The organism is Pseudomonas sp. MF08875 (genome assembly GCF_059862525.1).
This window is the reverse complement of the sequence record NZ_JCBCUW010000049.1, coordinates 14323-27463: the sequence shown is the minus strand read 5'-3', so window position 1 is coordinate 27463 and position 13141 is coordinate 14323. Positions and strand designations below refer to the sequence as shown.

Annotated in this window: 12 protein-coding genes; 2 read left to right on the top strand and 10 right to left on the bottom strand. The window is 65.1% G+C overall.

What is annotated here, in order from left to right:
- The first annotated feature begins 98 nt into the window (after nt 1-98).
- Nucleotides 99-1106 carry an NADP-dependent oxidoreductase gene (locus AC19YT_RS23130; RefSeq protein WP_095110602.1) on the top strand — a complete coding sequence of 336 codons (1008 nt, stop codon included), beginning with the start codon at nt 99-101 and terminating at the stop codon, nt 1104-1106.
- 43 nt (nt 1107-1149) lie between these two features.
- On the opposite strand, the gene pyrF is transcribed toward AC19YT_RS23130, so the two are convergent.
- The 5 genes from pyrF to AC19YT_RS23105 all read right to left on the bottom strand — a co-directional run bounded on the left by pyrF (nt 1150) and on the right by AC19YT_RS23105 (nt 5669).
- Nucleotides 1150-1848 carry an orotidine-5'-phosphate decarboxylase gene (gene pyrF, locus AC19YT_RS23125; RefSeq protein WP_500611086.1) on the bottom strand — a complete coding sequence of 233 codons (699 nt, stop codon included), beginning with the start codon at nt 1846-1848 and terminating at the stop codon, nt 1150-1152.
- 111 nt (nt 1849-1959) lie between these two features.
- The gene (locus AC19YT_RS23120) at nt 1960-3012 is read right to left on the bottom strand and encodes an AI-2E family transporter (RefSeq protein WP_095110604.1); all 1053 of its coding nucleotides are present in this window, start codon (nt 3010-3012) and stop codon (nt 1960-1962) included.
- A 71-nt stretch (nt 3013-3083) separates the two neighbouring features.
- Nucleotides 3084-3890 carry a DUF4892 domain-containing protein gene (locus AC19YT_RS23115; protein WP_500611085.1) on the bottom strand — a complete coding sequence of 269 codons (807 nt, stop codon included), beginning with the start codon at nt 3888-3890 and terminating at the stop codon, nt 3084-3086.
- A gap of 121 nt (nt 3891-4011) precedes the next feature.
- On the bottom strand, nt 4012-4866 hold the full coding sequence (locus AC19YT_RS23110) for an alpha/beta hydrolase (protein ID WP_500611084.1): 855 nt from the start codon (nt 4864-4866) through the stop codon (nt 4012-4014).
- Nucleotides 4863-5669 carry an alpha/beta fold hydrolase gene (locus tag AC19YT_RS23105; protein WP_095110607.1) on the bottom strand — a complete coding sequence of 269 codons (807 nt, stop codon included), beginning with the start codon at nt 5667-5669 and terminating at the stop codon, nt 4863-4865. The genes AC19YT_RS23110 and AC19YT_RS23105 overlap by 4 nt, the downstream gene beginning before the upstream one ends.
- Nucleotides 5670-5865: 196 nt before the next feature.
- Here AC19YT_RS23105 and AC19YT_RS23100 point away from each other — a divergent pair, with 196 nt between their 5' ends.
- Nucleotides 5866-8850 carry an RHS repeat-associated core domain-containing protein gene (locus tag AC19YT_RS23100; RefSeq protein ID WP_500611083.1) on the top strand — a complete coding sequence of 995 codons (2985 nt, stop codon included), beginning with the start codon at nt 5866-5868 and terminating at the stop codon, nt 8848-8850.
- 6 nt (nt 8851-8856) lie between these two features.
- On the opposite strand, the gene AC19YT_RS23095 is transcribed toward AC19YT_RS23100, so the two are convergent.
- From AC19YT_RS23095 to AC19YT_RS23075, 5 genes are all read right to left on the bottom strand, one after another.
- The gene (locus AC19YT_RS23095) at nt 8857-9300 is read right to left on the bottom strand and encodes a hotdog fold thioesterase (protein WP_095110608.1); all 444 of its coding nucleotides are present in this window, start codon (nt 9298-9300) and stop codon (nt 8857-8859) included.
- 31 nt (nt 9301-9331) lie between these two features.
- Entirely contained in the window at nt 9332-10987 is a 1656-nt protein-coding gene (locus AC19YT_RS23090; RefSeq protein ID WP_500611082.1) for an AMP-binding protein, read from the bottom strand.
- A gap of 303 nt (nt 10988-11290) precedes the next feature.
- A complete protein-coding gene (gene sixA / locus AC19YT_RS23085; RefSeq protein WP_500598418.1) occupies nt 11291-11731 on the bottom strand; it encodes a phosphohistidine phosphatase SixA in 441 nt (146 codons plus the stop codon).
- Nucleotides 11728-12075 carry a DUF4389 domain-containing protein gene (locus AC19YT_RS23080; RefSeq protein WP_095110611.1) on the bottom strand — a complete coding sequence of 116 codons (348 nt, stop codon included), beginning with the start codon at nt 12073-12075 and terminating at the stop codon, nt 11728-11730. Before AC19YT_RS23080 ends, sixA begins: the two co-directional genes overlap by 4 nt.
- Before the next feature lie 19 nt (nt 12076-12094).
- Nucleotides 12095-13120 (bottom strand): NAD(P)H-dependent glycerol-3-phosphate dehydrogenase, encoded by a 1026-nt coding sequence (locus AC19YT_RS23075; protein ID WP_500598416.1) that lies wholly within the window; start codon nt 13118-13120, stop codon nt 12095-12097.
- Nucleotides 13121-13141: the final 21 nt, after the last annotated feature.

The following is a 13141-nucleotide window of genomic DNA, read 5'->3' as shown; positions in this document are numbered from 1 at the left end:
CCAACTGGATCAACCCCTATTCGCTATCACGGCAAAGCTTGCCGCCACGGCCATCCGGGTCTATCACTCTGGCTTCCCCTCAGACTTGAGTGCGCACCATGACTGCCCAGACCAACCGCCAGTTCCTCCTCGCCAAACGCCCGGTGGGCGCCGCGACCCGCGAGACCTTCAGCTTCCAGCAGGTGCCCGTGGCGGAGCCAGGCGCCGGGCAGATCCGGGTCAAGAACCACTACCTGTCCCTGGACCCGGCCATGCGCGGCTGGATGAACGAGGGCAAATCCTACATCCCGCCCGTGGGTATCGGCGAAGTCATGCGCGCCCTGGGCGTGGGCCAGGTCGAGGCCTCCAACCACCCGGGTTTCGCCGTGGGGGACTACGTCAATGGTGCCCTGGGCGTGCAGGATTACTTCGTCGGCGAGCCGCGGGGTTTCTACAAGGTCGATCCGAACCTGGCACCGCTGCCGCGTTACTTGTCCGCATTGGGCATGACCGGCATGACCGCCTATTTCGCCCTACTGGACGTCGGCGCACCCAAGGCCGGTGACACCGTGGTGCTGTCCGGCGCGGCCGGGGCGGTGGGCAGCATTGCCGGGCAGATCGCCAAGATCAAAGGCTGCCGCGTCATTGGCATCGCCGGTGGCCAGGACAAATGCAAGTTCCTGATCGAGGAATTGGGCTTCGACGGCGCCATCGACTACAAGAGCGAGGACGTCCACGCCGGGCTCAAGCGCGAATGCCCTAAAGGCGTGGACGTGTACTTCGATAACGTCGGCGGTGACATCCTCGACGCGGTGCTCAGCCGCTTGAACTTCAAGGCGCGGGTGGTGATCTGCGGCGCCATCAGCCAGTACAACAACAAAGAAGCGGTCAAGGGCCCGGCCAACTACCTGTCGCTGCTGGTCAACCGCGCGCGCATGGAAGGTTTCGTGGTGATGGACTACGCCGCGCAGTTCGCCGCGGCGGGGCAAGAGATGGCGGGCTGGATTGCCCAGGGCAAGCTCAAGAGCAAGGAGGATATCGTCGAAGGCCTGGAGACCTTCCCCGAAACCCTGATGAAATTGTTCAATGGCGAGAACTTCGGCAAGTTGGTACTGAAAGTCGACTAACCCCCCTGTAGCAAGCGGGCTTGCCCGCTTGCTACAACCAGGGTCAGTTGAGTTCGGCCACCACCGCCGCCAACGCCTGGGCCGGGTCGGCGGCCTGGCTGATCGGGCGACCGATCACCAGGTAGTCGGAACCGGCGTCCAGGGCCTGGCGCGGAGTGAGGATACGGCGTTGGTCGTCCTGGGCGCTGCCGGCCGGGCGAATGCCCGGGGTCACCAGTTGCAGGCTCGGGTGCGCCGCTTTCAGGGCCTGGGCTTCCATGGCCGAACACACCAGGCCATCCATCCCGGCCTTCTGCGCCAAGGCCGCGAGGCGCAGCACCTGCTCCTGGGGCTCGATATCCAGGCCGATGCCCGCCAGGTCTTCACGCTCCATGCTGGTCAGCACGGTCACGCCAATCAACAACGGCTGCGGGCCGCTGCGCTGGTCCAGCACTTCGCGGCACGCGGCCATCATGCGCAGGCCACCCGAGCAATGCACATTGACCATCCACACGCCCATTTCCGCCGCCGCCTTGACCGCCATGGCGGTGGTGTTGGGAATGTCGTGGAACTTGAGGTCCAGGAACACTTCGAAACCCCTGTCGCGCAGGGTACCGACGATCTCCGATGCACAACTGGTGAACAGTTCCTTGCCGACTTTGACCCGGCACAGTGTCGGGTCCAGTTGATCGGCCAGTTTCAGTGCGGCGTCACGGGTGGGGAAATCCAGGGCGACGATGATGGGAGTCTGGCAGGCGGACATGGGTATGCTCTCAGGCAAGTCGAAATCGGCGCGCATTGTAGCGGAACCTAAACGGCTGCGGGGCCCGAAGATGGCTAAATCCACCCCGCAGCCGATTGGCGGGCCGTGGCCTCAGCGTTTTTCCTCGACCCGCGCCTGGCTGGAGCTCCAGTCGGTGAGCAGGCTATAGGCCACTGCCAGCAGCGTCGGGCCGATGAACAGGCCGATAAAGCCAAAGGCGATCAACCCGCCGAACACCCCCAACAGCACGATCACCAGCGGCAAAGTGCCGCCGCGGCTAATCAGGTACGGCTTGAGCACGTTGTCCACGCCGCTGATTATCAGCGTGCCCCAGATGCCGAGGAACACCGCCATGCCGTACTCGCCCTTCCAGGCCAGCCATGCGGTAGCGGGAATCCATACCAGCGGCGGGCCCATGGGGATCAGGCTGAGCAGGAAGGTAACGATGCCCAGCACCAGCGCACCCGGCACGCCGGCAATCAGGAAGCCGATCAGGGCCAGGATCGCCTGGGCCGCCGCCGTGCCGATCACGCCGTTGACCACCCGCTGCACCGTGCCGGCCACCAGTTCGATGTAGTAGCCGGCGCGGTCGCCGATCAGGCGTTCAAGCAGGCGATGGACGAACATCGCCAGGCGCGGGCCGTCGCGGTAGAAGAAAAACACGAAGACGATGCTCAGGGTCAGCTCCAGGATGCCGCCGCCGATCTGCGCGCTACGGGCCAGTAGCCAGTTGCCGACCTGGCCCAGGTACGGTTTGATCGCCACCATCAGCGCCGCACCTTGCTCGTCGATGCTGTTCCAGATACCCACGAGGCGCTCGCCCACCAGCGGCAGGCCCGCTAGCCACGCGGGGGCTTCGGGCAAGCCATCGACCTGCACATCCTTGATGAACCCCGTGGCGTCGCGCACATGGTCGGCCAGGTTGAACCCCAACCACACCAGCGGAACCGCCACCAGCAGCATCCAGCCCAGGGTCAGCAACGCCGCCGCCAGGGATTCGCGGCCATTAAGCCAGCGGGTCAGCAGGCGCATCAGCGGCCAACTGGCGAACGCCAGCACCGCGCCCCAGAACAGCGCCGACCAGAACGGCGCCATCACCCAGAAACTGGCGCCAAACAGCACCAGCAGCAGGATCTGCACCAAGAGGCGGTCATTATTAATCATGGAAAATCTCGTGAAGGGCCCGCGACTGAGAATAGGCGAACGTCAGTGGGACGCTCGCCTCGCGGCGCAGCTTAACGCAACAGGTCGATGTGCAGGCCGCGGGTTTCCTTGCTGGCCACTTCCATGCGCGCCGCGCGCACACCCTGGCCGATCAGGGCCTGGCGCCAGGCTTCGGCCTGGGGCCCGGACAGGCTGACGCGCGAGGTAGTGTCCAGGTTCAACGCCCGGGACAGCAGGGTCAGCCAGGCCGGTTGCGGCTCGCCGCCCAGGGCGGGTAAGTCCAGCTCGCCGGTGCTCTTGAGCTGGCGCAGCAAGGTTGCCGAGGTGGGCAGCAGCTCGCCCAGCGGTGCGCTGGCGTCGAACTGTTCGACATGCAGGTAGGCGCGGCGGTTGCCCCGGGTGATGCCGTACAGCGCCACCAGGGTGTTGTCTTGGGGGGCAGCCAGGCGCAGCAGCAGGTACGCCTGCTGTTCATCAGCACCGTAGAGCTTGGCGCTACCGAACACGTCGTTGGCCCACAGGCTGCTGGCGCCGCAATCACGGGCCTGGCACCAGAACAGCAACTGCGCACCTTGCTTTTGCAAGGCTTCGCGGGCGGAGGTAAAGGCCTGAGCGGAGGAGTGTTCCGGCGGCAGTTCGTAGGTGACGGCTGTGGTTTGCCCACGGGCGGTAACCTGGCCATCAAAACGCAATTGCCCGCTGATCCGGCGGATCGAGCCCAGTGGGTAGGTGCGTTCCATTTCGGCGACGGGGCGGTAGTCGACGATCTGCGCGTCTGGCATGCGCGGCACCAGCGCCAGGTCCTGGCTGCCGGTAACGTCGGTGGCGAACAACAAGGGACTGGCGCAGCACAAGCCCAGCAGACTGAGTAGACGCATGGGCTCTCTCATCGGTTGGGCAGCGCCTGTGTGGCATCGGGGCGGGGCGCGGCGAGGTAGCGGTTTGACATGGTTGACTCCCGTTTCAATCCGCCCAGCCTCGGCAGTTGCCCGCGTCAAGTCAAGGAACGGCGAAGAAGCGATTGAAACAGTCTGCAACAAGGATCGCACCCGCCTCGTCATTCAGGTGTAAATGATGGCCACCCGGTAGCAGCTCATGGCCGAACGGCAGGCGCGCCAGCAACTCGGGATGTTTGGCTAGCATGCCGTCGGCCGCGACCACCAGCCGCGTCGGACACGCCACCCGCTGGACGAAGGCCATCGCCTGCTCTTCGGTCAGGCGTACCGGTGACGGCAAGGTTAAACGGCTATCACTGCGCCAGGTGTAACCGCCCGGCACCGGCATCAGCCCGCGCTGGGCGAGCAACTGCGCGGCCTCATGGCTGACCGCCACCAAGCCTTTCATGCGCGCGGCGATGGCCCGGTCCAGGCTGTCATGGACGTTCTTGCGCTTGTCCTGCAGGTTCATTTGCGCTTGCAACGCCATGCCCAGGCGTTCGGCCGCGTTGTCGGCCTTGGCCGTGGGCGGGATCACGCCGTCGATCATCGCCAAATGGCTGACCCGCTCTGGCACCGCCCCGGCCAGCACCAGCGACACAATAGCGCCCATGGAATGCCCAAGCAGGGCGAACCGCTGCCAGCCCAGTTGCTCGGCCACCTGCAACACATCGTAGGCGTAGTCCCACAACGCATACCCGGCGCCGGGCGGGCGATGGTCGGAATGCCCATGGCCGGCCATATCCAGGGCGACGATGCGCAGCCCCTCAAGCTTGGGTGCCAGGCGCGCGAAGCTGTTGGCGTTGTCCAGCCAACCGTGCAGGGCGATCACCGGCAAGCCGTCCTCGGGGCCGAACAAATGCGCCGCCAACTCGATGTGGGGCAGGCTCAGGCGCACTTCTTCCACGGCGCTGGTCATTGCCCGCTCCCGCAGGGGCGGCGCTGCCAGCGCTCGAACAGGTTTTTGAGCAGGGTCGCAGTGTCCTGCGGGCGCTCCAGGGGGAACATATGCCCGCCCGGCATGCTCAAGGACTCGCCGTGGGGCATGCGCCCGACGGAACTGGCGTGATGGCGCATCACCACGCGGCTTTTCTGCCCGCGCACCACCGCCAGTGGCACCTGCAACTGGCGGGTGCGGCCGGGGCTGGTGTGGGGCACGCCACGGTAGATGCTGATTTCCGTGGCCGGGTCGAAACGCAAACGTAAGCGATCGCCGACCTGATGCAAGCCGTGCTGCAGGTATGCATCGAAGCAGTCCGGATCGAAGCCGCGAAACAGCGTCTTGCCGGAGAAGTAATGGCGCGCCGCCGCCAGGTCGCTGAATTCCTCGCGCCGCCCCAGGGTGCGCCCGGCCGGTGTCAGGCGGTCGATGAAGCCCAAGCGTTTGGCCGCGCGGATCACCCATTGGTCGGGGCGGGTCAGCACGGGCGAGTCGAGCATCACCACGCCCCGGTAGAGCTGCGGGCAACGCAGCGCCGCGTGCAAATGCAACACGCCGCCAAAGGAATGGCCCACGCCCCACACCGGCTCAGGTTGCTGCTCCAGGTGATGGATCAGCTCGTCCACCAGGTTGTACCAGTTGTCGTCTGCCGGAAAACGCGGGTCATGGGCATGCTGGGGCAAATGTGCCACTTCAAACTCCGGCGCCAACGCCGCGAACAACTTGCCGTAGGTGCCCGAAGGGAAGCCGTTTGCATGGGCGAAAAATATCTGCTGCGACATAGCGACGCGTCCGAAAAATTCAAAACAAGGGCTCGATTGTCTGTAAGAAAGCACCTCACAGCAATGACCGTAAACGCCAGGAATGATGACAGTCCGGTCACGGTGATGGCCGCTACCTGTAAGTTCTGACAGTTGACAGCCACACGCCAGGCGCCCACAACAGCAGAACCTGATGGCCCGCGCCGAGGTTTGTGTGATGCTCCACACCCATACGCCGAACATTATCGCCGCAGACCCCCGCGGCCTGGTTGTACGCACCGTGGCTTACCAGCGCCGCAGCGCCGAGGAGGCGGCCCGACGCTGCGTCACCCAACAGCGCTACGACGCAGCTGGGCGCTTGGTGCAAAGCCGCGACCCGCGCCAATTCCAGCGCCTGGAAGAGGGCCAGCCCGGTATTGCCAACCAAACCACGGTGTTTTCCCTGTCGGGCGCGGCGCTGCTGTCAGACAACAGCGACGCCGGTTGGCGCCTGAACCTCTCCGGCGCTGCCGGGCAGGCCCTGCACGGTTGGGACCAGAAGCACAGCCACACCCGGCAGACCTACGACAATCAACTGCGGGCACAGGCTGTTTTCGTACAGGCCGATGCTGATGCACCACACTGCATCGCCCGCCTTTCCTACGCCGACGCTAGCGCCGAACACGCGGCCCACAACCGCTGCGGCCGCTTGATCCGCCATGACGACACCGGCGGCGCGCAGTTTTTTGCCGAATTCAGCCTCAGCGGCGCGCCCCTGGAACATGGCCGCCGCTTCCTCGCCCAACCCCAGTGGGCCGTGGACTGGCCCGCAACCGAGGCCGAGCGTGACGCCCATTTGGAACCTGAACTGGCGGCTAGCCACTTTGCCTACAACGGCGCCGCCGAACTGATCGCCCAGACCGATGCCCTGGGCAACCGTCAGCGCCTGCGCCACACCCGCGCCGGCGAACTGCACGAAGCGCACCTGAACTTGCAAGGCAGCACACAAGAGCAACTCGTGCTCAGTGAGGTCCGCTACAACGCCTTCGGCCAGATCGAGCAGCAACGGGCAGGCAACGGCGTGCTGTCCAGTGCGACGTTTCGCCCCGAGGATGGGCGCCTGGTGCACCTCAAAACCCAGGCCAACAACAAAGCCCCCAGCCAGGACCTGACCTACACCTACGACCCCGTGGGCAATGTGGTGTCCATCACGGACGCCGCCCAAGCCGTGCGTTCCTCGCGCAACCAACGCATTGCGGCCATCAGCACGTTTCGCTACGACAGCCTCTATCGCCTGATCGAGGCCACTGGCCGGCAAATCCGCAACGCGCCGGGCGGGCCCCAGGCCCCGGCCTTCCAGTCGCCCCCTGACCCCAGCCAATTGGAGAACTACACCCAGGCCTACTACTACGACGCCGCCGGCAACCTGGAGCTGTTGCAACACAGCGCCGCCAGCGGCAACCGCAGCGAACGCACGGCCATCGCCGCCGACAACAACCGCAGCCTGCCTTACACCGACCCGGGCCAAGCCCCCGGCGACGGCGAAATCCGCGATGGCTACGACGACAACGGTAACCTGAAGATCCTGCAACCGGGACAGCACCTGGCTTGGGACGCCCAGAACCGTTTGCAGCAGGTCGATCAAGTAGTACGCGAAGACGGCCCCAACGACAGGGAGTTGTACCTCTACGACAGCAACGGCCAGCGCCTGCAAAAAATCCGCGAGGCCTACACCGCAAAACTGACCCGCACCCACGAAACCCGCTACTTACCAGGGTTGGAAATTCGTACAGGGCCAACGCAAACCCTGCACCTCATCACCCTGCACGCCGGGCGCTGCACGCTGCAGGTGCTGCACTGGCAACAGGGCCGCCCTGCCGACATCCCCCAGGACCAGATGCGCTACGGCTTCACCGACCACCTGGGCTCCAGCACCCTGGAACTGGACGCCAACGCCGCCCTTATCAGCCAGGAAAGCTATTACCCCTACGGTGCAACCTGCTGGTGGGCAGGGCGCAACCAGGCAGAGGCCAGCTACAAGACCCGGCGCTACTCAGGCCAGGAACGCGATGCAACCGGGTTGTACTACTACGGCCAACGCTACTACGCGCCGTGGCGCCAGCGCTGGCTCAATGCCGACCCCAGTGGCACCGCCGATGGCTTGAATCTATTTGCCATGGTGCATGGCAACCCGGTGCGGTTTGTCGACATGCAAGGGTTGGGCGCGCTTGAGGCCTTGCGAGCATTTGCCTGGACCTTCGGGCGCGAAAGCGTTTCAGCCATCGCCAGCGCGGTAGTGCGCTACGGCAGCACGTTAGTCATCACGGCCCTGCACAGCGCCGTTGGGAACCCACTAGGGTTCACGGTGGCAGGCGTCGTCGTAGGCGGCGCAATAGGCATGGCGACCGGCATGGCGGCCGCCAACAACTGGGCCCATGGCTCCCGGCACCGAATGGCGCTGTTGGCCGCTGGGGCAGCGACGGGCTTGGCGCTCAATGCTGGGCCCTCAGTCCTTGGGCATTTCATCCCTGTGCTTGATGTCGCAGGCGCCGCTATTAATGTGCCAGCAATCTTCACCCTCGCCACGCCACTGGCGAACCTGGCACGGGAGAGTGTCTCGCAAGCGGTCAATCATATTGGCCAGACCAACCCCTGGGTCGGCGTGCCGCCCGCCGCGGCGTTCAGTTACAGCCTCGCCGCCTCCGGCGCCACGGCGGGTTCCGTGGGCGCCTTGACCAGCCTCATGCTGAGCAATGATCCCTACGACCCTTTAACCATCGTCGAAGGCACGTTGGGGGCAGGTATCGCCACCGGCAGCGGAGTGGGCGCATCCGCGGCGGCCCGGACCGGCAACGCGAGCGCCCCCACCAAACCCGCCAAGGGCGGCTCCATGACGGTAGACGCCGAAAAACTGATAGTGAACACCGTGATGCGTTCTGCGTTTTCCCTTCCAGTTCAATTGGTCACCCACCCACTGGCGGTGACCGAAGTCCTGGGGCCGGCCCTGGGCTTGGCCACCCGTGGTGTGAGTCGCGCGTCCACCAGCGTCATCGCGGGGCTGCGGTTGGCGGTCAAACCTGCAATCGAACAAGGTGTGGAGAACTTCCTGAACCCCGGCGCCAACGAGGCGGCGACGCCGATTCAAGAGATTGAACTGAGCGAAATCCAGACCCTTTCCCGCAGGCTTCAGGTCCCTCTAGGCGGGCATGAACGCTTGGTCTGAGGGCGGTTACCGCACCGGCGGTGTCTGCCCCAGCGGCACCACCGCCATGGTCAGGCGCGACACACAACTGGCCTTGCCTTCATCGCTGGTCAAGCGGATGTCCCAGACGTGGGTGGTGCGCCCGATGTGGATGGCCCTGGCCACCGCCGTGACCCGGCCGCTGCGCAAGCCGCGCAGGTGGTTGGCGTTGATTTCCAGGCCCACGCAATAGAATTGGCTGGCGTCGATGCACAGGTAGCTGGCCATGGAGCCGACGGTTTCGGCCAGCACCACCGAGGCGCCGCCATGGAGCAGGCCGTAGGGCTGGTGGGTGCGATGGTCGATGACCATGCTGGCGGTGAGGGACTCTTCGTCAAAGGACTCAAAACGGATATCCAGCACTTGGCCAATGGTGTTTTTCTGGATCGCGTTCAACTGCTCGATATTGGGAGTGGTACGCCACAGGCTCATCGCTACTTCCTTTTATGGTTTTTGGAAACGCTCAATCCTGCCACAGGACGGCCTCGCCCTGCTCGCTCCAGGCCTCCAGACGCGGGCCGTAGGTGGCTTCGATGACGTTGCGCTTGATTTTCAGGGTGGGGGTCAAAAAGCCGTTATCCACTGCCCAGCGCTCCTTGACCACCACCAGGCGTTGCAGCCGTTCGTGTTTATCCAGGCTGGCGTTGACCTGGTGCAAGAGGCTCTCCAGGCTGGCGCACAAGTGCTCGCGGGCCTCGGCCAGGCCTTCGGCCGAGAGCACGCATAAGCCCAGCGGTGCTTTCAGGCCATCACCCACCAGGCATACCTGCTCGATGCGCGGGTGTGCGGCCAGGCGATTTTCGATGGGCGCCGGGGCGACGTACTTGCCAGTGCTGGTTTTGAAAATGTCCTTGAGGCGCCCGGTGAGGCGCAAGTGGCCCTGGCTGTCCTGCTCGCCTTTGTCGCCGGTACTGAGGAAACCGTCCGCCGTCAGGGCTTCGGCGGTTTTTTGCGGCTCCTTGAAGTAGCCGAGCATGGTGGCCGGGCTACGCACCAACACTTCGCCGGTGGGTTCGATGCGCACCTCGACCTGCGGGCAAGGCTGGCCGATCCACCCCGGTTTGCTCTGCCCTGGCACACACACGTGGGAATAGCCGCAGTTCTCGGTCATGCCGTACACCTCCAACACATCCAGGCCCAGGCGCCGATACCAGTGCAGCAGGCTCAGGGGCACCGGCGCCGCGCCCGAGAGGGCGATGCGCACGGCGTCCAGCCCCAACCCGGCGAGTACCTTGCGCCCCACCCGCGGCCCTATCCAGGGCAAGCCCAGGAGAAAGTCCAGGCGCTGAGCCGGGATCTTGGCGTACACGCCCAACTGGAACCGGCTCCAGATGCGCGGCACGGCAAACAGCGCCGTGGGCCGCGCGCGTTGCAGGTCGGCAACGAAGGTGTCGAGGCTTTCGGCGAAAAACACGGTTTGGCCGCTATAGATCGACGCCAGTTCGACGAACATCCGTTCGGCCACATGGCACAAGGGCAAGTACGACAGCAAACGGTCGCCCTCCCCCAGGCCAAACAGCTGGGTGCCTTGGGTGGCGGCAAACCCCAAGCTGGCGAAGCTGTGCATCACCCCTTTGGGCAGGCCCGTGGTGCCGGAGGTGTAGACGATGGTTGCCAGTTGCCCGGCGTCGGGGCTGGGGTTGTCCTGGATCGGCGAGCAAGCTTGCAGGTCGGCCCAGGTGAAATCGAACGTGCCCTCGGGGCACAGCGGCAGGCTGATACGGGGCAGGCCAGGGGCAACGCCGGTGGCCATGGCCGGCCAGTCATCGAGCTTGCCGATGAACGCCAGCGCCGCCTCCGAATGCTCCAACACCTGGGCCACGGCTTCGGCGGTGAGGTTGGGGTACAGCGGCACCGAGACATGGCCGGCCATCCAGATCGCCAGGTCGGCGATGATCCAATGGGCACAGTTCTTCGAGATGATGGCGATGTGGCTGCCCTGGGGCAGCTCCCGCGCCCGCAGCCAGTGAGCCGCACACCGCGCCTGATGGCCGACGTCGGCCCAAGTCAGGGTTTCGACCCGCCCACCGCCCAAGGGCTGGACCAGAAAACGCTGGCCGGGGTGGCGCGCTTCGCGCTCGTAGAACGGGTCCAGCGGCAAACGCAAGGCAGCAAGCATGGGTGTGCTCCTTTATTGTGTTTGCCGGCAAGCGTAGTTCAGGCGCTGGCACTTGGCTGCCAATGCCCCCTCCTGCACCCGCTACGCCCAATCCTGGGGGAGCAGGCTTTTGTGGGAACCCGCAATGGCGATTTGTCAGAAGCACCCATGTCGACTGTTCTGCCGCCATCGCGGGCAGGCCCGCTTCCACAGTTGAACTGTGTGGGTGGGGGGTTCATTTTCCCTCTGTGGGGAGCCTGGAGTGGCGGTGACGACGGGTAGGCGCCCTCTTCGACAGAGGTTTGCTGCTACCTAAGCATCCGCTCAGGGGTGTTTGACGCTGTTGAGGGCCATCGCCGCCGCCAGCGGCCAGTCGCCTTCGAGTTCAGCGAGGCTGGCGGTGCTCATGGGTTGCGGGGGGCCGCCGTGCAGCAGGCCGATCAAGTTGCCCACCAGGGGTTGGTGGCTGACCAGCAGCAGGTTGTCGGCCGAGTCCAGTTGCGCCAGGGCCGTCAACGGGTCGGTGTCGGGCGTGAGCCAAGGCACGGTGCGGATCTCGGGTTCGAAACCCAGGGCCTCGCGCACCAGTTGCGCCGTTTGCTGCGCCCGCACGTAAGGGCTGGCGAGGATGGCCTGGATCGGCTGGCCGACCAGGTGGGCGGCGCTGCGCAACACCTCCCGGCGGCCCTGCGCGGTCAGGTTGCGTTGCGCGTCACTGGGGGCATGGGGCTGGGCCTCGCCGTGGCGCAACAGCCACAGCTTCACAGCTTGGGTTCCTCGTCACGCACCGGGTGCGGTGCCGGGGGCACGGTGTGGGGCGCTTCGCCTTCGGGGCTGCGCGGGGTCGGCCAGTCGGCGAACGGCCAGGGTTTCTGGTCGCTGTGGAAACTGCCGAAGCGGCCGATCTGCGCCAGAAACTGGCTCAGGCTATCGCCAAAATTCATCAGGCTGGCGCTGGGTGCGCCGTAGATCAGGCGATAGACCAGTTGCACCAGCACCACTGCGCCGAGGATCAACTGCGCCACCTGCCACACCAGCAGGTACACCAACATCCACACCACGCGCAGCAGGATGGATTCGTACTTGGCCGCCGTTTTTGCATCGTTCATGGCTTGCTCCCGTTGTCGTTCAGTTGAAACCGCTGGTGGAAATAAAGTCGACGTCGGTCTTGGGTTCGCCGCGCATCAGCAACTCGATCACTTGGCTGAGGGTACGCCCTTCGAACAGGATCGCGTGCAACCCGGCCACCAGCGGCATGTACACGCCCACTTCCTGAGCCTTGGCCTTGAGCACCTTGAGGGTATTGACCCCTTCGGCCACCTCGCCCAGGCGTGTAACCGCCTCTTCCAGGCTCAGGCCCTGGCCCAGGGCGAAACCAACCTGGTAGTTGCGGCTCTTGGCCGAGGAGCAGGTGACGATCAGGTCGCCCACCCCGGCCAGGCCAAGGAAGGTCATGGGGTTGGCGCCCTGGTTTACCGCAAAACGGGTCATTTCCGCCAGCGCCCGGGTAATGAGCATGCTCTTGGTGTTTTCCCCCATGCCCAGGGCCACCGCCATGCCGGCGATGATCGCGTAGACGTTCTTCAGCGCCCCGCCCAGCTCCACGCCAAAGCGATCGGCGCTGGCATACACGCGAAAGGTGCGGCCATGAAGCGCAGCCTGGACCTGCTGGCACAAGGCTTCGTCTTCACTGGCCACCACTGTGGCGGTCAAGGCATGCTCGGCCACTTCGCGGGCCAGGTTGGGCCCCGACAACACACCAATGCGCGCCTGGGGGGCGATTTCTTCGAGGATCTGGCTCATCAGCTTGAAGCTCTGGGCCTCGATGCCCTTGGTCAGGCTGACCAGAAGCTTGCCGCTCAGGCGTTCGGCGTGGGGCGCCAGCACCGCGCGCAGGGCGCTGGAGGGCAGCGCGACGAAGCACAGGTCGCAATCATTCAGTGTGGCGGTGAGGTCGGTGACCGGCGCTACGCCCGGGTGAATCTTGATGCCCTTGAGGTAGCGCGGGTTCTCGCGGTTGACCCGAATGGCCTCGGCCTGCTCCGGGTCACGCATCCACTGGCGTACCTGATGGCCGTTTTCGGCCAGCAGATTGGCCACGGCGGTGCCGAAGCTGCCGCCTCCCAGGACCGCAATGGGCTGCTGTTGAGTCATAGGTGATCCGTTAATCCATAC